The organism is Collinsella sp. AF37-9 (genome assembly GCF_003475115.1).
Classification (GTDB): domain Bacteria; phylum Actinomycetota; class Coriobacteriia; order Coriobacteriales; family Coriobacteriaceae; genus Collinsella.
This window is the reverse complement of record NZ_QROQ01000003.1, coordinates 61,127-80,971: the sequence shown is the minus strand read 5'-3', so window position 1 is coordinate 80,971 and position 19,845 is coordinate 61,127. Positions and strand designations below refer to the sequence as shown.

Below are 19,845 nucleotides of genomic sequence, written 5' to 3'. Positions count from 1 at the left end.
GCGGGGCAAGCACCTCAGCGGCGTTTGCCCCTCCCCTCCCCCGTATCGATTAGAAAGAGTCCAATGGCTTCCACCAACTCCAACAAGGGTCGCGCCGTCGTGCTTTCCGCCGCGTGCGTCACCATGTTCTTCATCAGCTCCATCGCGCTGTATTCCGTCGTGAGCAAGAACCTGCTCGCCGTCTACCCCGAGTGGTCCAGCGCCCTTACCTGGGCTTTCCCGGTCTTTCAGACCATCATGGCCGTGACGGGCATCTTCGCCGGCCGCATCTCCGATAAGATCGGCCCCCGCAACGTCGTGATTGCCGCCGCCGTGTGCTACGGCGTGGGCTGGTTCATGTCCGGCACCGTCACTGAGCCGTGGCAGTTCTACCTGTGGTTCTCGCTCGTCGCCGCTATCGGCAACGGCCTGGGCTACAACCCCGCGCTCACCACGGGCCAAAAATGGTTCATCGACAAGAAGGGCCTCGCCTCCGGCATCACCCTGGCCGCTTCGACCGCCGGCCCCGCCGTGCTGTCCCCGGTGCTCGCCTCGCTGCTCATCCCGAGCCTTGGCATCTTTGGCGCCCTTAAGGCACTCGGCGTCATCTTCTTTGTGACGATCGCCGCCTCCGCCCTGTTCCTGAAGGCCCCCGAGGCCGGTTGGCTGCCCGAGGGCTTCGAGGCCCCCAAGGGCGGCGCGCACGCCGGCACCTTCGGCGACCTCACCCCGGGCGAGATGGTCAAAACCCCGCGCTTCTGGGTCCTCATCGCCACCTTCGCCTTCGCCGCCACCGCGGGCACCCTGCTCGTGGGCAAGGTTGCCTCCATCGCCGCTGTCCAGCTCTTCGCCGACCCCACGAGCGCCGCGGCCGTCGCCCTCGGCGGCGTGGTCGTCTCCGTCAACACCTGCGCCAACCTGGTCGGCCGTCTGTCTTTTGGCCAGATCATCGACAAGCTCGGCGCCTACAAGTCGCTGCTCATCAGCCTTGTCGTCACCATCGTCGCGCTCGTCATCATGTCGATGAGCTTTACGCAGAGCATGTTCTTTGTGGCGCTCGCCCTGCTCGGCTTTAGCTTTGGCGCTCTGCTCGTCATCTACCCGCCGCTCACCGGTGGCGCCTTTGGCACCAGCAACATCGGTGTCAACTACGGCATCATGTTCTTGGGCTACGCCGCCTCTACCTGGATCAGCCAGCCCATCACCGCCGTGCTGTATCACGCCGAAGCCGGCAGCGCCGCCTACCAGCAGTCCTTCTATGGCGCCATTGTGATTGCCGCCATCGCCGTCGTGCTCACCGTCTACATGATGGTCTCCGACAGCAAGAAGAAGTCCGCTTAGTTTTGCTTGACGCGGCAAGGGCCGTTCTCTTGCCGCATTCCACCGGTCACCAGTATTAAGGAGTCGAAATGTCTGAGCTCAACCCCGTCCGCATTGCCGTTATCGGCGCCGGTGCCATGGGCCGCAACCACATCCGCTTTGTCACCGAGGAGCCCGAAGCCGAGCTCGTCGCCATCGCCGACGCCTTTGAGGGCGCCCGCGCCACGGCCGAGGCCGCCGGCGTGCCGTTTTACACCGATCCCGCCCAGATGATGGACGAGGTCAAGCCCGAGGCCGTCATCATCGCCACCCCCAACGACCTGCATCTGGGCGTTGCCCGCGAGGCCGTGAAGCGCAACATCGTGCCGCTGGTCGAAAAGCCGATCTCCAATGACCTCGAGGATGCCCAGGCCTTCGCCGCCGAGGCCGAGACCGCCGGCGTGCCCGTGCTCGTGGGCCAGCACCGTCGCCACAACCCCTTCGTCAACAAGGCCAAGGAGATCATCGAGTCCGGCGAGCTGGGCAAGCTCACCGTGTCGAGCTTCCACTACATGATCTATAAGAATGACGAGTACTTCGATGTCGAGTGGCGCCGCAAGAAGGGTGCCGGCCCGATCCTGGTTAACCTGGTTCACGACGTCGACCTGCTCCGCTATCTGCTGGGCGAGCCCGTTGCCGTCCAGGGTATGCAGTCCAGCGCCGCCCGCGGTTTTGAGACTGAGGACTCCGCCGTGGTCAACGTCCGTTTTGCCGATGGCGCGCTCGCAAGCATGACCATCTCCGATGCCACCGCCAGCCCCTGGAACTGGGAGGCCACCGCTCGCGAGGACCCGCAGTACCGTCCCTTCGACGCCGACGCCTACTTTATCGGCGGAACCTTGGGCGCCCTTTCGCTGCCCCGCCTGCACCAGTTCTCCTACGACGGCGCCTCCAACTGGCACAAGCCGCTGCAGATGGAGATTCCGGCCGTGGACCCGGCGCTGCCGCACAAGATGCAGCTCAAGCACTTTGTGAAGGTCGTCCGCCGCGAGGTCGAGCCCGTCGTAACCCCCGCCGACAACGTCAAGACGCTCACGCTTCTCAACGCCATCAAGGAGGCCGCCGAGACCGGCCAGCTCGTCGAGCTGTAGCACCTTAGGACAGGCCGCGGCAGAAACCCCATGCCGGGCCCCTCGGTCCGCCACAAATAAGCCCCTCTTCTTTGCCCCGCGAGCAGCTTCCTGCCCGCGGGGCATTTTGCTACTTCGCTGACGATTTTTCTGAGGCGGGGGGCCTTTTTGCGCCTCAGCTTGGTTCGTTCGCCACGAAATGTGCCTATCTACTACGTTTAACCGATCGCCCTCAACCATGCCAAATTTCGCGGAATAAAAACCGCAGGTAGACGAGTTGCGCATTTTCGGAAAACCGGGGGATGGTCGACCCACACGGTTCAAACGTAGTAGATAGGCCGCTTTCGTGGTTCCGCGCCAAAACAGTCTTTTTTGGGCGAAGTGGCAGGTGGTATCCTTGGTAGCCCTGTGCTGCAAACGCACCTTAAACGCAAGGAGTTTCATGGATCTTATCGCCCAGCTCGCCCGCGAGCTCAACCTTAAGGCCGCCAACGTCGAGGCGGCTGTCAAGCTCATCGACGAGGGCAACACCATCCCCTTTATCTCGCGCTACCGCAAGGAGGCCACGGGCGGCATGGATGACGTCGCCCTGCGCGCCCTCGACGAGCGCCTGTCCTACCTGCGCAATCTTGAACAGCGCAAAGAGGACGTCATCCTGCTCATCGACGCCCAAGGCAAACTCACGCCCGAGCTCGAGCAGCAGATTCGCGAGGCCACGCAGCTCCAGCGCGTCGAGGACCTCTACAAGCCCTACCGCAAAAAGCGCATGACCCGCGCGCAGAAGGCCCGCGAGGCAGGCCTGGAGCCGCTCGCCAACATGATCATCATGCAGGCCTCGGCCAAGGGCAGCGCGCTCGACGCCGCCGCGGACTACGTCAACGAGGAGGCCGGCTTCGACACGCCCGAGAAGGCGCTCGCCGGCGCCGCCGACATCGTGGCCGAGACGGTGGCCGAAGATCCCGAGAACGTCGCCGACCTGCGCGCCTTTACGCAAAACACCGCCGACATCGTCGTCGAGGCCACCGACCCCGCCGAGAAGACCCCCTACGAGCCGTACTACAGCTATGATGAGCCGCTGCGCCGTATACCCAACCACCGCGTGCTGGCTATCGACCGCGGTGAGCGCGAGGGCAAGCTCCGCGTGCGCGTGAACGTCGACGGCGCTGCCGCCACGGTGCGCCTCGGCAGCCGTTGGCCCCGACGCCAGGGCGTGTTTGCTCCCATCTTCGATGCCGCCATCGCCGACGGCTACAAACGCCTCATGGCTCCCTCGCTGGAGCGCGAGGCCCGCGCCAAACTCACCGTTCGCGCCCAGACCGAGGCCATCAACGTCTTTGCCAAGAATCTCGAGGGCCTGCTCTCGGCACGCCCCGTACGCGGCGCCCGCGTGCTCGCGCTCGACCCGGGCTACCGCACCGGCTGCAAGGTCGCCGTCATGGACGAGACCGGCAAGCTGCTCGACCACGGCGTGGTCTACCCCACCAAGCCGCGCCACGACGTCGCCGGCACCAAGCGCGAGCTCGCCCGCCTCGTCAAGAAGGACAGCGTCAACACCATCGTCATCGGCAACGGCACCGCCAGCCGCGAGACCGAGGAAGTCGTCTCGGAGTTTATTGCCGAGCAGGCGCCCAGCCTTCGCTACACCATCGTCAACGAGGCGGGCGCGTCGGTGTACTCCGCCTCCGAGCTCGCCAGCCAGGAATATCCCGACCTGGACGTCACCGTGCGCGGCGCTATGAGCCTGGGCCGCCGCCTGCAAGACCCGCTGGCAGAGCTCGTCAAGATCCCGCCCCAATCCATCGGCGTGGGCCAATACCAGCACGACCTTGACCAGGCAGAGCTTTCGCGCACCCTGGGCCACGTGGTGGAAGACGTCGTCAACCGTGTGGGCGTCGACGTCAACACCGCGAGCGCGAGCCTGCTGGGATACGTATCGGGCATCACGCCGAGCGTGGCCAAGAACATCGTGGCTTTCCGCGAGGAAAACGGTGCCTTTACCGATCGCCGCCAGCTTAAGAAGGTCCCCAAACTGGGATCCAAGGCATACCTCAACGCCGCAGGCTTCCTGCGCATCAGCGGCGGTAAGAACCCGCTCGACGCGACAAGCGTCCACCCCGAAAGCTACGAGGTGGCCACGGCCGTCCTGGAGCGCGCCGGCGTTGCGGCAAGCGAGCTCAGCCGCGGCGGCGTGCCCGATATCGAGCGCCGCCTGGGCAGCATCTCGGCGCTGGCAAGCGACCTGGACTGCGGCACCCTCACGCTCATCGACATCGTCAACGAGCTCAAGAAGCCCGGTCGCGACCCGCGCGACGACGCGCCCGAGGTAGTCTTTAGCCGCTCGGCGCTTTCGATCGACGACCTGGAGCCCGGCATGGAACTCAAGGGCACGGTGCGCAACGTCGTCGACTTTGGCGCCTTCGTCGACGTGGGCGTGCACCAGGACGGCCTCGTGCACATCTCCAAGCTGGCCAACCGCTTCGTCAAGCACCCCAGCGACGTGGTGCGCGTCGGTGACACGGTCAAGGTGTGGGTTGAAAAGGTCGATCGCGACCGCAAGAAGATCTCCCTCACCATGGTGCAGGGGAAGTAAACCGCCAAGCAAGGGTCCCCCCTCTCGCGACGTGCAAAATCGCGAGTATTCTGCAAATTCCACCGTTCCGGATGCCCCTCAGAGACGAAAAAGCAAGAAACAGCCCCCGTTTTAGCGTCATCAGAGCCAAAACGGGGGCTGTTCCATGCTTCACCCAGCTGGTAAAAGCCTTTACCTTGCTGAATACTCTCAATTTTGCACGGCGCAGGCAGGGGTACCTTTGTCCACGGCAGGATATGGAAGCCTATCACCAACCTACCGGCAAGTTCGTGTCGGCAGCCCCGGCCTTTCCTTTGCCTAGCGCGACCCTCGCGAAGCGCGTGAGCGATAGGGAAAGGAAAGGCCGGGGCGAACAACCCGCGATGTAGCCAGCGTTCGCGTTACGGCAGGATATGGAAACCGAGCGAGGCGATATCCTTGGCAAAACCGCGCACGGTATCGAGCGAGACCTCGTACGGGTCACGGCCGATGTTCTTGCGCTTGGCCAGGATGCTATTGGGCACCGTGATGATCTGGCAACCGCATCCTTCCGCCTGGTAAATATTGATAAGCTCGCGTGTGGATGCCCACAGGACCTCGCAGTTGGGCTTGGCGGCGGCCTTCTTGACCGACTCCGTCATAAACGGAATGGGGTCGACGCCGGTATCGGCGATACGGCCGGCAAAGAGCGAGATGATAGACGGCGTCTCGGCGTCCACGGCCTCGACCATCTCATCGACCTGCTTAGGCGTAAAGATGGTGGTGACGTTGACCTTGATGCCGCCGGCCGAAAGCTTGCGGACCAGCTCGGCGGTGGACTCGCCCTTGGTGGTCACGCACGGAATCTTGACGTAGACGTTCTCGGCCCAAGTAGCGATCTCGCGCGCCTCGACCTCCATGGTCTCGACGTCGTCGGCAAAGACCTCAAACGAGACGGACACATCGGTGATGTGGGTCAGGACCTCCTTGGCAAACGCGCGGTAATCCGTCACGCCGCCCTTCTTCATAAGGGACGGGTTGGTCGTGAAACCCTGAACGTTGCCGTTCTCGTACATGTCGAGCATGCCCTCGAGGTTTGCACCGTCAGCGAACACCTTGATTGCCATCTGCCTGATTCCTTTCGCTTGCACACGGCCGGTAAACTGCTAAACACTTTACCTACGTTTATCAAGGCGTGAACTGCGGTTTTTTATCTTCTCGGCGAACGGTATAAACACCTCAGTATTTGGATTGATAAATCGATTGAGCATGCAAAAGCAAAGAGTCGCAGTTTGAGCAAACGTCAGAAGGCGAGATTCATTAGATGAGGCCGAAATGTTGCATCGCTGTGACGGTGCCATCGTGTGCGACATCGTCGGTCACGTAGTCGGCGACTGCCTTGACCTCGGGCATGGCGTTGCCCATGGCTACAGCCGTCTCGACGGCGGCGAGCATACCCAGATCGTTGCCGGAATCGCCAAAGCCAAAGGTGCGCGCGTTGCCGGTGCGACCCAGGTATTCCAGCGCTCGCGCCACGCCCACGCCCTTGTCGATGCCCTTGGGGCTCAGCTCGCGATTCTGACCACCGGTGTTGCACAGCTCAAACTCGCGCTCGATAAAGCCATCGTCGTTGGCTACGCGAGCTAGGTCGCACGCGTTAATGCACACCTTGCCTACGCGCAAATGCCCATCGACGCGCATCTGATCGGTGCCATGCACCACGCCGGCGCCTAGCAGAAATGACTGTTCGACACCAACTGGCTCAAGTGAATAGGTGGCACCGTTCGTCTCGAACAACGCCTCGCCGCCCGCCACAGTAATGCGACGCGCGAGCTCCTCAACAATGTCCTCGTCAATGCAGTCCTCGTGTGCCACGCGGCCCTCGACCTCGAGCGTGGCCCCCGCCATGGCAACGACGCCCGCGGGGTCGAGCGCACGCAAACTGTCCGCGATGAGCCACAGGGGACGACCCGTGCAGATAAACGCCTTGTGCCCCGCATCGCGCAGTGCATGGAACGCCTCAACCACCGTCTGCGAAGGGCGAACCGCCGAAAAGTCCTTATCGGTCATATCGTCGGGATCGAACGACGTCAGCGTGCCGTCCACGTCAAAAAAGAGCACAGCGGGTTCGGGACACGCATCAATCATATGGGTTCCTTTCGAGGATAAGGGCAAACGAAGCATCCATCATATAATGGAGCGACGCAACCAGAGAGGTCACCCATGGAATTTTACGCAAGCTGCCCCGAGGGCTTTGAGTCCGCACTCGCCGATGAGCTTAAACGCCTCGGGCTTTCGCATGTCCGCCGCCTGAAGGGCCGCGCTACGTTTGAGGGCGAGCTCGAAGAAGGCTATCGCGCCTGTCTGTGGTCGCGCCTGGCCAGCCGCGTGTTCGTGGTACTCGGGCGCTTTGAGGCGCAGGATGCCGATGAACTGTACGATAGCGTTTACGACATCGCCTGGGAGAGCATCGTCCGCCCCGGCGCCACCATCGCCATTACCGCCCGCGGCGTGACCGAGCAGTTGCGCAACACGCGCTTCTCGGCCCTGCGCGCCAAGGACGCGCTGTGCGACCGTCTGGCCGAGACCACGGGCCGTCGCGCCGATGTCGACGCCGCCGATCCCGATGTTCACCTGCTGCTTTCGCTGCGTCAGCGCCGCGCGAGCATAAGCCTGGACCTTTCGGGCGACCCGCTGTTCAAGCGCCTGCCGCCCGCCGCGACCCGCGCCGGCGAGGGCACACACGTGCTGCGCCCCGACTACGCCGCCCTGGTGCTGGCGCAGGTCGGCTGGACTGCACTGTGCGAGCGCGAGCTGACGGCCGACGATTACGAGAACGAAGCCCTGCCCACGCTGGTCGACGCTTCGTGCGCCGGCGGCGGTCTGCTGCTGGAGGCAGTGAATATCCTAACCGACCGCGCCCCGGGCGCCGCCCGCGAGCACTGGGGCTTTGAGGGCTGGCAGCTGCACGACGCCGCCCTGTGGGAGCAGCTACTTGCCGAGGCGCGCGAGCGCGAGGCGGCAGCGCACGAGCGGCAGGCACGCATCGTCGCCGTGGACATTGACCCCGCCGCACGCAAGACCGCCGAGCGCATGGTTAAGTGTGCCGGCTACAAGCGTTTTGTCGATTTTTGCGCCGCCAAGTCCGCCACCGTGCTGGACCACGCAGGTGCCGTTGCCGGTGCCGCCCTGGTCGCAGACACCACCGAGACCCCGCTTTCGCTCATGCACGACGCCATGACGCTGGTCGGCGAGCTGCGCCGCGCGCCCGAGCTCGCTTCGGCACCGGTCGCCGCGCTCACCCGCGACGGATTGCTGGCCCGCGCGCTCCACACCGAGCCCGAGCGCTCAATCGCCGTCATGCCCAACAACGAAGAGGCGACCGTCGAAGTCTGGCCTTCACTCGACCACGCCGCCGCAGCGTTTGAGGCTGCGACCAGTGCGGATGCCGAGGCCGAGGCTGCGGATGCCAACGAAGTCAACGATGAAGCCGCCGCCCCCGCCATGCCCGAGCCTGCCGCCACGCTCGACCTGGGTGACGGCAAGCCGCTGCCCGTGCTCATCCCCGAGTCCGAGCAGTTCGCCAACCGCCTGCGCAAGAACGCTCGCCTGCGTCGCAAGTGGGCCAAGCGCGAGGGCGTGAGCTGCTACCGCGTCTACGATGCCGACCTGCCCGACTACTCCGCCGCCATCGACCTGTACGAGGGTTGCCCGCAGACGCCGGGCCGATGGCTCGTCATCGCCGAATACGCCGCGCCTAAGACCATCGACCCCGCACTGGCCCAGGCCCGTATGCTCGACATTCTGGCCATCGCACCGCGTATCCTAGATGTTCCCGCCGAGCATGTGCACGCCAAGGCCCGCATGCGTTCGCGTGGCGGCTCGCAGTACGGCAAGCAGGGCGCCGGCAAGGGCGGATCGGGCGAGCGCGCCAATATCGCACGCCGTCGCCTCCCGCTCATCGAAGAGGGCGGCCTTACCTTTGCCGTCAACTTTGACGACTACCTGGACGTGGGCATTTTCTTGGACCACCGCGTCACCCGCAACCTGGTGCGCGAGCACGCCAAGCAGGCGCGTCGCTTCCTCAACCTGTTTGCCTACACCGGCACCGCCACCTGCTACGCGGCCGATGGCGGCGTCGAGGAGACCGTGACGGTCGACCTCTCCAACACCTATCTGGACTGGGCCGAGCGCAACATGCGCCAGAACGGCTTTGTGGGTCCGCAGCATCACTTTGTGCGCGACGACGTGCTCGCCTGGATTCGCGACCAGCGCCAGACGCGCAACCGCTGGGACCTGATTTTTGTCGACCCGCCCACGTTCTCGAACTCGTCCAAGATGGGCCGCCGCACCTGGGATGTCCAGCGCGACCATGTTGAGCTGTTGGCCGGCGTATCGCGCCTGCTCGCACAGGGCGGCCATGCCATCTTTAGCTGCAACCTGCGAGGCTTCCGCCCCGAGACACGCAAGCTCGCACGCGCGGGCGTGGTGCTACAGGACATAACGGCGCAGACCATCCCCGAGGACTTCGCACGCAACCAGAAGGTGCACCATTGCTATATCGTGCGCCGCCTGCCCATCGAGGACGCCATGGCCGAGGTCGGCTTTAGCGCCGAGGAAATTGCCGAACGAACCGAGGAGCTGCGCAACCCCGAGGCCCGCAAGCCCCGTGCGGCAGTACCCGCGCACGCGCAGGCCGGCAACGGCAAGTCCAACTTTGCCGGCAAACCCTCCCCCGCCGGCAAGCCCAAAAAGAAGAAGTTCTACGCCAGCAAGCCTAAGGGCAGATAACAAAGTTGCGGTGGAATACGGACTGTTTTGCCTGGAATTAGGCAAATTTAGACCGTATTTCACCGCAACTCATATTGGGATGGTGGTTGGCGATCTAGCCTTGGGTGACCAGGCGGTAGCCAATGCCTACATGGGTTTGGATGTAACGCGGATGCGCGGGGTCGGACTCGATCTTCTTACGCAACGTGCCCATAAAGACACGCAGGCTCGCCAGGTCGCTCTTGGTCGCCGTGCCCCAAATCTCGTGCAAGATAAACTGGTGCGTCAGCACCTTGTCGGCGTTGTGCGCCAGCAAGCACAAAAGCTTGTACTCAATCGGCGTCAGATGCAGCTCCTCGCCATCCATCGTGGCGATGCCGGCATCAAAATTGATATGCAGCTCACCGGTATCGAACGAGCCCTCGGAGGCAACGCCGCCCGTTTGCGCATACGAAAGGCGCCTGAGCGTCGTGCGAATGCGCGCGAGCAGCTCCTCGACCGAAAACGGCTTGGTCAGGTAGTCGTCGGCGCCGGCATCGAGCGCGCGGATCTTGTCCGCGTCCTCGCTGCGTGCCGAGACCACGATGATCGGCATGCCCGACCACGCGCGCACCGACTCCACCACCTTGACGCCGTCCATATCGGGCAGGCCCAGATCGAGCAGCACAATGCTCGGCGCCTGCGACGAGGCGGCGGCAATGGCGGCGTGGGCGGTCTCCACCGCCATATGGCGCAAGCCGTGTGCCTCGAGCGCGGCAACGATAAGGTTGCGGACGGCGGGATCGTCCTCAACGACCAAGATGAGCGGTTTTGCGGCAGAGTTCGGCACGGCGCTACTCCTTATCAAACGAAACATCGGCGGCGGGAAGCTCAATCGTAAAGACCGAACCGTGTGGATCCGCCGCGGCAACCTCTATGCTACCGCCATGTGCCAACATAATGGAGCGGCACAGGGATAGTCCCAAGCCCACACTGCGGCAGCTGTCGGCCAGGCCATGGTTGGCGGTGTAGAACGACTCAAAGATGCGCTCGCGGTCCTCGGGCGCAATGCCCGGGCCGTCGTCGGCGACCGAACACCTCACGCACCCGCCGTCGACGCTAATCGAAATCACGATATGCGAGCCCGCGGGCGTGTAGGTAATGGCGTTGTTCACCAGGTTTACCACCAGCTGCACCATCAGGCGCGCATCGACGTTGACGAGCGCCGGCTCATCGCACGCCACCACCTTAAGGTCGTGCTCGCGCACGGCCGGGTTTACGTGGCGCAGCGCCTCCTCGACGATATCGTCCATAAGCTCGAGCGTAGTCGACAGATGCATGCCGCCGCCCTCGAGCTTGGTGATGGCGAGCAGGTTCTCGACGGTGGCGTTGAGCCATTGCGCGTCCGAGCGAATGGATAGGAGCATGCCGCGGCGCGTCTGGTCGTCAAGCACGGCCGTGCCGGTCGAGCCCTGGTCGAGCAGCACGTCGGCATTACCCGAAATGCTGGTAAGCGGCGTGCGCAGATCGTGCGAGATGGAGCGCAGCAAGTTGGCACGCAGCTGCTCGTTTTTAGCGAGCACCGCCGCTTCCTCGCGGGCCTCCATGGCGCGGGCGCGATCGAGCGCCAGCTCGCCTTCGCTCACGATGGCATCGGCAAGCGTCCGCTCCTCGGGCGTCAGCGCATCGGGCTCGGCGACAATGGCGAGCACCCCCACCACCGAGTCGGGATCACCCGCGCGCACCATGGTGTCGCCCGAGTGCACGGTCAGGTATATGCCAAAGAACGCCGAGCCGCCATAGGTGGCATCGAGCGGCGTTCCCACATAGGCGGATGCCGAGAGCCGTGGCGGCATCTGGGGCGCTAGCTGGTGCACCGGCGCGGCATCGCCCACGGCCGTGTACATCGTGCGCGGCAGCAGGTCATCGTCTTCCGGATCGGCGCTATACCACACGACCGGACAGTCCGAAAGACGCGCCAGTTGCGTTGCCATAGCATGCACAATCTGTTGCTGATCGCCGCACCGCTGCAGCATGCGGTTGGTCTCGAGCACCATCTGCGTGCGACGGTCGCTGGCGGCAGCCTGCGCCAAGGCGCGGCGCAGGGCCAGCGCAATCGAGCTCGACACGAGCGAGACCACAAACATGATAAAGAACATGCCGGGATAGACGCGGTCGATGAGCGACAACGAGTAGCGCGGGTCGACAAACAAATAGTTGTAGAGCGCCACGGCAGCAGCCGAGCTCAGCAGGCAATACAGGCGGCTCCAGGTAAAGAATGCGCACAGCTGCACGGCGAACACATAGACGATCATGATGCTCGGCGCGAGTCCCGGATGGTCGAGCAGCGCGCCCACAATCGTCGCCGCGGCCAGCAGCCCCGCCGATACGCAGGCGTCATACAGAGGGCTGCGACGCGTCAGCGTTGTGCGCCGCCACCAAAAGTTCTCGGCAATATCGCCGTCCGCATGGACGTCCATCAGCGCCCCGCCCCTCTCTCAAAAACAAAAACCACCACAAAGGGGACAGGCACCTTTGTGGTGGTTTCCCCTTGTGGTGGTTCCAAGTGTATAGCCTTGCAGTCTACGGGCGCTCGTCGGGAGCCAGGCGCTGCATCTTGCTCACGGCCTTAAACTTGGTGAACAGTGGCACGTACTCAAAGCTCACGTTGGAGTTCTCCAAGCCGTACCAGCGCGCGGGAGTGCCGGCAGCGCGGCGGATGATGTACTTGAGCGTGATGGCCGTACGCTCGCTGGGCTCCACGTCGCTTTCGGGCGCCAGCAGCTTGCGGATCATGACGAACTTAAACGTACCGATGTTGCCCGGATCCTTGTAGACCGAGTAATCGTGCGTCTGCGCCGGCAGCTCGCCGCTGGCAGCCAGGTCCTGAACAACCTGGCGCAGGTAAGCATTGACGCGCTGGTTGATCTTATAGCCCAGGTACAGATGCACGCGGAATACGTAGTCGGTGCCGAACGTCTCGACCGAGTAGGCAAAGGTATGCGGCTCGTCCATGGTCTCGACGTTCACGAACCACCAGGCACGAGCGCGCTTGGGGTGCTTGTCCAAAATCGAGTAGACGATATCGCGGTCGATATAGTCGGTGTTGGTGTCCTTGGTCAGGTACACGATGTTGTCGCTCACGAGCTCGTAGCGATCGTCGTCGCGCAGGCGCTTGAGCTGCGGCAGATAGCTGCGCAGCGGCAGCAGCGTAAACTGGCGCTGCTCAACAGCCGTGCCGTTGTACCAGCACACCATGATGCCCATGATGAGCGCGGCCATAAGGATGGTGAAATAGCCACCGTGGAAGAACTTGGTGAGCGAGCTCACAAAGAAGAAGCCCTCGAGCATAAGGAAGAAGGCGGCAAAGATCCACGGCGCGACCTTGAGATTGCGCTCCACGTGCAGATAGAAGAAGAGCAGCATTGTCGTGCACATCATGGTCAGGGTAATGGCCAGGCCGTACGCGGCCTCCATGTGCGCCGAGTTCTGGAACAGCAGCACCACGACGACGCAGCCCACGAGCATGACGTTGTTGACCATGGGGATGTAGAGCTGGCCCTTGGTCTCGGCAGGATAGAAGACCTGCATATGCGGCATGAGGTCCAGGCGGCTGGCCTCGGACACCAGCGAGAATGCGCCGGTGATGAGCGCCTGCGAGGCGATGATGGCCGCGACGGTGGAAAGGCCGACGGCAAAGGGGCGCAGACCCGGGGCGAGCATCTGGTAGAAGGGGTTGAGGTCGGCGATACCCATGAGCTCCGGGTTGCCGGCGTTGTTGATAAGCCACGCGCCCTGGCCCATGTAGGACAGCAGCAGGCAGCACTTAACGAACGGCCAGGTGGCATAGATGTTGCCGCGGCCCACATGGCCCATGTCGGAATAGAGCGCCTCGGCACCGGTGGTAGCGAGGAAGCAGCTGCCCAAAATCATGATGCCCGCATGGTTGTTGGGGCTCAGCAGAAAAGCGATGCCACGCAACGGGTTGAGGCACAGCAGCACCGCGGGATACTGGCAGACAAAGAACAGGCCCGTGCCGCCCAGGAACAAAAACCACAGCGTCATGATGGGGCCGAAGGCGTGACCGATCTTGGCCGTGCCGATGCGCTGCACCAAGAAGAGCGCGATGATGATGGCAAGCGTGATGGCGACGACACGACCCTGGTCGTCACCGAGCACGGCATGGACCGCCGGGATGGTGCGCAGGCCCTCGATGGCCGTGGTGACGGTAACGGCAGGCGTCAGGATGCCGTCGGCGAGGAGCGCCGCGCCGCCCAGCATGGCGGGGATGATGAGCCACTTGCCGCAGCGCTTGACCAAGCTGTACAGGGCAAAGATGCCGCCCTCGCCGTGGTTGTCGGCGCGCAGCGAGATCAGCACGTACTTGACGGTCGTCAGCAGCGTGACCGTCCACACGACAAGGGAGAGCGCGCCGAGCACGAACTCCTGCGTGACGCTTCCGATGCCGCCGTTGCCGGCAACGAGCGCCTTGGTTACATACATAGGGCTGGTGCCGATATCGCCGTACACCACGCCCAGCGTGACGAGCATCGCCGAGATGCTCACAGGAATCGCAGCGTGCGAGGCTGCCTCCTTGGCCTTTTGTTCCATAAGCCGGTTTCCTCCCAACTTTAATGTTCGAAGGGATTATAGGTAATCGGCCCATGTTTAAATGGCACTGTCTTCCCAGCTAGATAAACATTTATACGGTCTTTAGGCCATCGCATGATGTTGAACGTGACAAAGGAGCCGCCCCTTTGTCACGTTGGCTACTTGCCGAGCCAGTTTTTGAACCACCACTCCATGGAGCGACTCATCTCGGCCATAAAGGGACTGGTGTGTTTGCGGGTGTAGATATCCACCACGCGCTCGCCCACCTCGCGGGCATGAGGGCGAAACATCGCATCCATCTCGGCCACCTGCGCATCCATGGTCGCGGCGTCCGCGCGGCGGTAGCGCTCTTCGTGCACCAGGTTCACCACGGGATGCGCGATCGCCGGGCGCTCCTTGCGGGGCGTGCCGATGATGAGCATCGACAGCGGCATGGTATAGGGCGGCAAGTCCAACAGCGCGGCAACTTCCTCCGCGTTCTCGACGATATCACCGATGTAGCAGCTCCCCAGCCCCAGGGCCTCAGCGGCAACTACGGCGTTTTGGGCAGCGATCACGGCATCCTGCGCCGCGATGGCAAAGTCGCCCAGACCCGGCGCACGACGGGGCGCCTTGCCCGTGCGCTCGACAAACTCGGGCTCAAAGCAACCCACATGCTCAAACAGATCGATCCACTTGGCATAGTCGACCACAAATATAAGTGCCCAGGGCGCCTTGGCGATCATGGGCTGGTGATCGCACAGGTCGGCCAGACGATCCAGCGTAGCCTGCTCGCGAATGCTCACGATGGAATACATCATCATGGCGCCCGCCGACGGCGCGCGACTCGCCGCATGCAAGATCGCCGCCCGCTGCTCGTCGGTCACCGCTACGGGACGGTCACTGTCATCGCGCGCAAAAGCGCGCGTGGACGAACGGTGCTCCAAAATGTCCAGCACCGCATTGCCCGTAGTCTCGGCCGGATAGCCGCGCGTATCGACCGCCGCTCCGTCGTCGCCCATGTCCGCCTTGCAAACCTGCTCGCTCATCGCCCTGCCCTCGTCATTTCTTTAAGAAGCCTTTACGTTTCCGTGTAATTCCCGTCCATTATCGCGCAGGTCGACACTACATTGCGCCACACCGCCACACATGCGCGTTAATATGGCTGGTTGTTGTGCGCAGCCACCAATTGCAGCGCATATCTTGGTAACAATCGGGTAAACCCCCGCTTTCGTAGGTTTTAAGTTTGTGAGGAGTCTCAGCATGTTCGCTGCCGCCATCTCGCTCGTCGGTCTTGCGGCGACCGTCTACCTCGTCTTGCGCGAGGCCAAGGCCATTCGCGCACAGTCGGGCACCGTTGCCAAAGGCGCTCTTGGGTGGAGCGTCGCCTTCGGCCTGTTCCAGCTCTTTTTGACCGTCTGGGGCGCCATTGGCCTCGTCGCCCAAAACGAGCCGCTCGCCTTTGTGATGCTCATCCTGACCAATGCCATCCTTACCGGTTGCGCCTGGGCCAGCATCGCCCGCGACCGCATCGCCCCGCGCGCCTTTGCGTTTGCCGCGCCCGATGCCCCCGCTCCCACCGGCAAGCTCGCCCGCCTGCGCGGCGCCTTTGTGGGCCGCCCGCTCGTCGCCGCCGTCCTGTGCCTGCTGCTCGCCGGCGTCTTTGCGCTGCTGGGCATGGAGGTCTCGTCCAACCACGACTTTACCTGGGTCTACCCCCTGTGCATCCTGCTCGAGTGGGCCATCATCACCGTGCTCATGACCGGCTTGTTCTTCCTATTCCAGCGCCACGGCGCAGCTCCCGCGGTCCTGGCCTTTGCCCTCTTTGTCCTGGGCATTGCCGAGTTCTTCGTCATCACGTTTAAATCCATGCCCATCCAGCCGGGCGACCTTTCGGCCATCTCCACCGCCGCCGCGGTCGCCGGCAACGGCTACACCTTCTCGATCTCGCTGTTCTGCGTGCTGTCCATGGGCTTTACCGCCATCGCCATGCTGCTGTGCGAGTACGCCGGCCTGGTGGCACCGCACCGTCAGAAGGGTGCCGCCAACGCCAAGCGCATGCTGCTCACCAACCTGCTCGTGGCAGTGCTATGCCTGGGCGGTGTGACCGCGCATGTCACGCTCATCGACTACTACAACACTCTCGGCATCACCGTCTACACTTGGCGTCCGCTCGAGAGCTACTGGCGCGAGGGCTACCTGCCCGCTTTCATTAGCGCAGCGCAGTCCATCAAGCCGCCCAAACCCGCCGACTACTCCGTCGACGATGCCAAGGCCACGCTCAAAAAGTACGCCAAGGCCTACGACAAGTCCGACGCGGCCAAGAGCGACGAGCGCGCCGCCGCAGAGGAGCAATTCGACAGCGAGAAGCCCACGGTCATCGCCATCATGAACGAGACCTTCTCGGACCTATCCATCTACCAGAATATGCGCGCCGGCTACGAGGGTCCGCAGTACTTTAAGAGCCTGTCCAACTGCCTCAGCCGCGGCAAGCTCTACGTGAGCGCCTACGGCGGCGGCACGGCCAATACCGAGTTTGAGTTTATGACCGGCAACTCCATGGCCAACCTGGGCTCGGGCGTGTACCCCTACACCATCTACAACATGGAAACGACCGGGAACCTGGCAGAGCAGTTCAAGTCGCTCGGATATTCCACCACGGCCATGCATCCCAACCACGCGACCAACTGGAACCGCGAGAACGTCTACAAGGACTTTGGCTTTGACCAGTTCCTGTCCATCAACGACTTCCAGGGCGCCGACACCCTGCGCGGCATGGTGACCGACCAGGCGACCTACGACAAGATTCTTGAGCTGCTCAATCAGAACGCCGATCCGCAGTTTATCTTTGACGTGACCATGCAGAACCACTCGGGCTACGACACGGGCCTGCTGCCGGCAGATAAGCAGATGCACCTGAACATCGACACGACCGATCTGGACGCCAAGACCGTCGAGGACGGCACGCTGTCCGATGTCGACGAGTACGTCTCGTGCATCGAGCAGTCCGACCAGGCGCTGCGCTACTTCCTCAACGCCTTGAGCAGGCTTGACCGCAAGGTGGTCGTGGTGTTCTGGGGCGACCATCAGCCGTTCTTCCCGTCCAAGTTCAACGATAAGTGGTTTACCGACGAGGACGACGCCACGCATCAGGAGCGCTTGTGGCAGACCGACTACATCATCTGGGCCAACTACGACGTTGCCGGTTGCGACCAGACGAGTGAGACCGACGACCTGTCCACCAACTACCTGTCCACCCAGCTCATGCAGCTGATCGGCGCACCGCTGACCGACTACCAGAAGGCGCATATGACGCTGCGCGAGTCGCTGCCCGCCATCAACTCCGTGGGCTACGAGGACGCCAGCCTGCGCTGGGCGCTCTCCTCCAACGTCACCGGTGACGACGCCGCTGCCGCAGCCGCCACCAAGGCGCGCGAGGATTACGCCAAGATGCAGTACTACGAGATGTTCCGCGACGGCAAGAACGTCTACACCGAGCACTTCCAGACCGAGGCCAACGAGACCGACCCCAACCTGGCACCGGGTACAACCAAGATCAAATAGCGACACGTCTTAACTGGTTCGTCTGCCCGGCGGCGCGAAACGTAAGGTTCCCTGCTCGGACAGTCCTGCTCGCACGGAGAGCACATTAAGTGCTCTCCGGCTCGTGCGGAACTCGCGATGAACCTTACATTCCGCGTCGCCGGGCAGACGCCTCGGTGTTGAAGCGCGGCTTGTCATGAAAGCATCCGCAACATATATAAGTTGAAGGCCACATTAAGTGGCCTTCTTTGTATTCGGAAAGTGTATCCCGGAATCTGCCTTCGGAATGGGACGCAGTTTCCACTTGAGGGCCTGTTGGGAAAGCGCATCCCACTTCAAGAGTAAATTCCGGGTCGCACTTTCCGCTAAGGCTCTCAACCGGAAAGTGCATCCCATTCCAAGCCTTAATTCCGGGACATAGTTTCCGGACAAGACATCAACCGGAAAGTGGGGACCACTCTGAGCGCCGATTCTGGGACACACTTTCCGAAACACCGCCCATCCGGAAAGCCCGCCCCGCTCTGAATACATCCGGGCATGGAATATCCGCTTATTAGGCCTTCCGTCAATAAAGGGGCGCCCTCCCGAGCGGCGGGCTCGAAGTTCATCGCGAGTTCCGCACGCAAAGAAGGCCACTTAATGTGGCCTTCGTCTTGCGCAGGACTGTAGAGCAGGGAACTTCGTGCCCGCCGCCCGGGAGGGCGTTGCGTTTAGAAGATGAACCTAGCGCTTATCCCTCCGGGACAAAAGAAGTGCGGCTATAAATGCGATGATTGCAAGTGTCAGCAACACCAAAAGCAACGTGAGCGTGTTGTCGCCCGTTGCCGCCAGACCAAGCAAGCCGGGCTTCTTGCTGTCAGCAGACTGCACGGGAATCTTCTCGCCATCGTCCTCGGCGGTAATCTCCCAGCGAATGGTCTTGTTTGCGTCGGCAACCTCGTTGCCCACCGATGTCGGAACGTTTAGCTGCAAATTAAGCACCGTGCTGCCATCGCTCGTAAACGTGGCGATTTGCGTGGGATAAGCGAACGCGCTGCCCGGTGTTCCTGTCTGGAGCCAACCTGCAGAGCCATCGCCCGCCGACGCCGTTAGGGTAATGGGCGACAGCAGGCGTGCCGTCTCGTGATCGACAACGGCACGCACAAACACGCGCACCTGGGACTTTACGCCCGTGGCACGAATCTCTATCTGCTGATCACGCACATCGCCAGGCATCAGATCTTTAAAGGCCAAAAACAGATCGGGCTCCCCCGAGGAGTCCGTCGCCCCCGAGACCGTCAGCTGACGCGCATTTCCGTCATAGGCAATCGCGGGAGTATCGGCAAACGCACGGGCGGGAACAGCGAGCGCGACCACGCAGAAAATGGCCGCGACCATGCAACGCAAGGAGCGCGCAACACCTTTACGAATCGGGAACGCCATACTTACGCACCTCCATGCGGCGGCACCAGCACGTCATTCTCGACCGAGCAACCCCATGCGTCGTGCACGGCCTCATCGGGCGTCGCCTGGACCGCCTGAGTGGAGATATCCACGACAAGATTGCGACCTTCGGTTGCCTTGAGCTCGGTAACCCTATTAATGAGCACGCCGGTTTCCGCGCCGGGAGCGACGGGCGACGTCCAGTAATAGAACCCGTCGCTCGCCTTAACCCAGTTATCAGCCGAGTTCGCGTCCGAGGCATCAGCCACGCTCCACGCAATCTCGTAATCCGCCTCCTCCTTCGGCTCCTCCTTCGGCTCCTCCCACAGGCGGGCACCGTTTCCATCCTGCCAGTAGATATCCACTGCAGCACGAATATAGGCGGGCGCAGTACCCGTGTTCTGTGCCTTGACATCGCTTTTCACATTGCCGTTGAGCGTTTCCTGAACCGATGGCGTCACCGATCCGATGCCGAACTGGTTGACCAGCACGCCCGTAACCGAAAGCCAGGCCAGCGTGCCTGCCGTACCGGCCAGGAGGATAACCCCCACCAGCAAGGCGATGATGCGCTTGCGCTTGGACATG

The 19,845-nt window shown here is 62.7% G+C and carries 13 protein-coding genes; 5 read left to right on the top strand and 8 right to left on the bottom strand.

What is annotated here, in order from left to right; translation table 11 throughout:
- Window positions 1-63: 63 nt before the first annotated feature.
- The 3 genes from DW024_RS01840 to DW024_RS01830 all read left to right on the top strand — a co-directional run bounded on the left by DW024_RS01840 (window position 64) and on the right by DW024_RS01830 (window position 4,998).
- A complete protein-coding gene (locus DW024_RS01840) occupies window positions 64-1,320 on the top strand; it encodes an MFS transporter (protein ID WP_117564355.1) in 1,257 nt (418 codons plus the stop codon).
- A 68-nt stretch (window positions 1,321-1,388) separates the two neighbouring features.
- Window positions 1,389-2,429: a Gfo/Idh/MocA family protein gene (locus DW024_RS01835; RefSeq protein WP_117655361.1), complete on the top strand. Its 1,041-nt coding sequence runs from the start codon at window positions 1,389-1,391 to the stop codon at window positions 2,427-2,429.
- Between the two features lie 421 nt (window positions 2,430-2,850).
- On the top strand, window positions 2,851-4,998 hold the full coding sequence (locus DW024_RS01830; RefSeq protein ID WP_118376850.1) for a Tex family protein: 2,148 nt from the start codon (window positions 2,851-2,853) through the stop codon (window positions 4,996-4,998).
- 380 nt (window positions 4,999-5,378) lie between these two features.
- Here DW024_RS01830 and DW024_RS01825 read toward each other — a convergent pair whose 3' ends face one another.
- Together DW024_RS01825 and DW024_RS01820 are read right to left on the bottom strand one after the other, a co-directional pair.
- A complete protein-coding gene (locus tag DW024_RS01825) occupies window positions 5,379-6,083 on the bottom strand; it encodes a transaldolase (protein ID WP_199576905.1) in 705 nt (234 codons plus the stop codon).
- Window positions 6,084-6,276: 193 nt separating this feature from the next.
- A complete protein-coding gene (locus tag DW024_RS01820) occupies window positions 6,277-7,104 on the bottom strand; it encodes an HAD hydrolase family protein (RefSeq protein ID WP_158572112.1) in 828 nt (275 codons plus the stop codon).
- 75 nt (window positions 7,105-7,179) lie between these two features.
- Between DW024_RS01820 and rlmKL the strand changes: the two genes are divergently transcribed.
- Window positions 7,180-9,747 (top strand): bifunctional 23S rRNA (guanine(2069)-N(7))-methyltransferase RlmK/23S rRNA (guanine(2445)-N(2))-methyltransferase RlmL, encoded by a 2,568-nt coding sequence (gene rlmKL, locus DW024_RS01815; protein WP_118376847.1) that lies wholly within the window; start codon window positions 7,180-7,182, stop codon window positions 9,745-9,747.
- A 94-nt stretch (window positions 9,748-9,841) separates the two neighbouring features.
- Here rlmKL and DW024_RS01810 read toward each other — a convergent pair whose 3' ends face one another.
- The 4 genes from DW024_RS01810 to DW024_RS01795 all read right to left on the bottom strand — a co-directional run bounded on the left by DW024_RS01810 (window position 9,842) and on the right by DW024_RS01795 (window position 15,344).
- Window positions 9,842-10,555 carry a response regulator gene (locus DW024_RS01810; protein ID WP_233541304.1) on the bottom strand — a complete coding sequence of 238 codons (714 nt, stop codon included), beginning with the start codon at window positions 10,553-10,555 and terminating at the stop codon, window positions 9,842-9,844.
- 4 nt (window positions 10,556-10,559) lie between these two features.
- On the bottom strand, window positions 10,560-12,185 hold the full coding sequence (locus DW024_RS01805; RefSeq protein WP_117803944.1) for an ATP-binding protein: 1,626 nt from the start codon (window positions 12,183-12,185) through the stop codon (window positions 10,560-10,562).
- 103 nt (window positions 12,186-12,288) lie between these two features.
- Window positions 12,289-14,316 carry a KUP/HAK/KT family potassium transporter gene (locus DW024_RS01800; RefSeq protein ID WP_118376845.1) on the bottom strand — a complete coding sequence of 676 codons (2,028 nt, stop codon included), beginning with the start codon at window positions 14,314-14,316 and terminating at the stop codon, window positions 12,289-12,291.
- Between the two features lie 158 nt (window positions 14,317-14,474).
- The gene (locus DW024_RS01795; protein ID WP_233541303.1) at window positions 14,475-15,344 is read right to left on the bottom strand and encodes a nitroreductase family protein; all 870 of its coding nucleotides are present in this window, start codon (window positions 15,342-15,344) and stop codon (window positions 14,475-14,477) included.
- A 214-nt stretch (window positions 15,345-15,558) separates the two neighbouring features.
- On the opposite strand from DW024_RS01795, the gene DW024_RS01790 reads away from it, so the two are divergent.
- On the top strand, window positions 15,559-17,859 hold the full coding sequence (locus DW024_RS01790) for an LTA synthase family protein (RefSeq protein ID WP_118376844.1): 2,301 nt from the start codon (window positions 15,559-15,561) through the stop codon (window positions 17,857-17,859).
- Window positions 17,860-18,561: 702 nt separating this feature from the next.
- Here the strand turns inward: DW024_RS01790 and DW024_RS01785 are convergent.
- Together DW024_RS01785 and DW024_RS01780 are read right to left on the bottom strand one after the other, a co-directional pair.
- Entirely contained in the window at window positions 18,562-19,260 is a 699-nt protein-coding gene (locus DW024_RS01785) for a hypothetical protein (protein ID WP_117564342.1), read from the bottom strand.
- Window positions 19,261-19,262: 2 nt separating this feature from the next.
- Window positions 19,263-19,844 carry a hypothetical protein gene (locus DW024_RS01780; RefSeq protein ID WP_118376843.1) on the bottom strand — a complete coding sequence of 194 codons (582 nt, stop codon included), beginning with the start codon at window positions 19,842-19,844 and terminating at the stop codon, window positions 19,263-19,265.
- Window position 19,845: the final 1 nt, after the last annotated feature.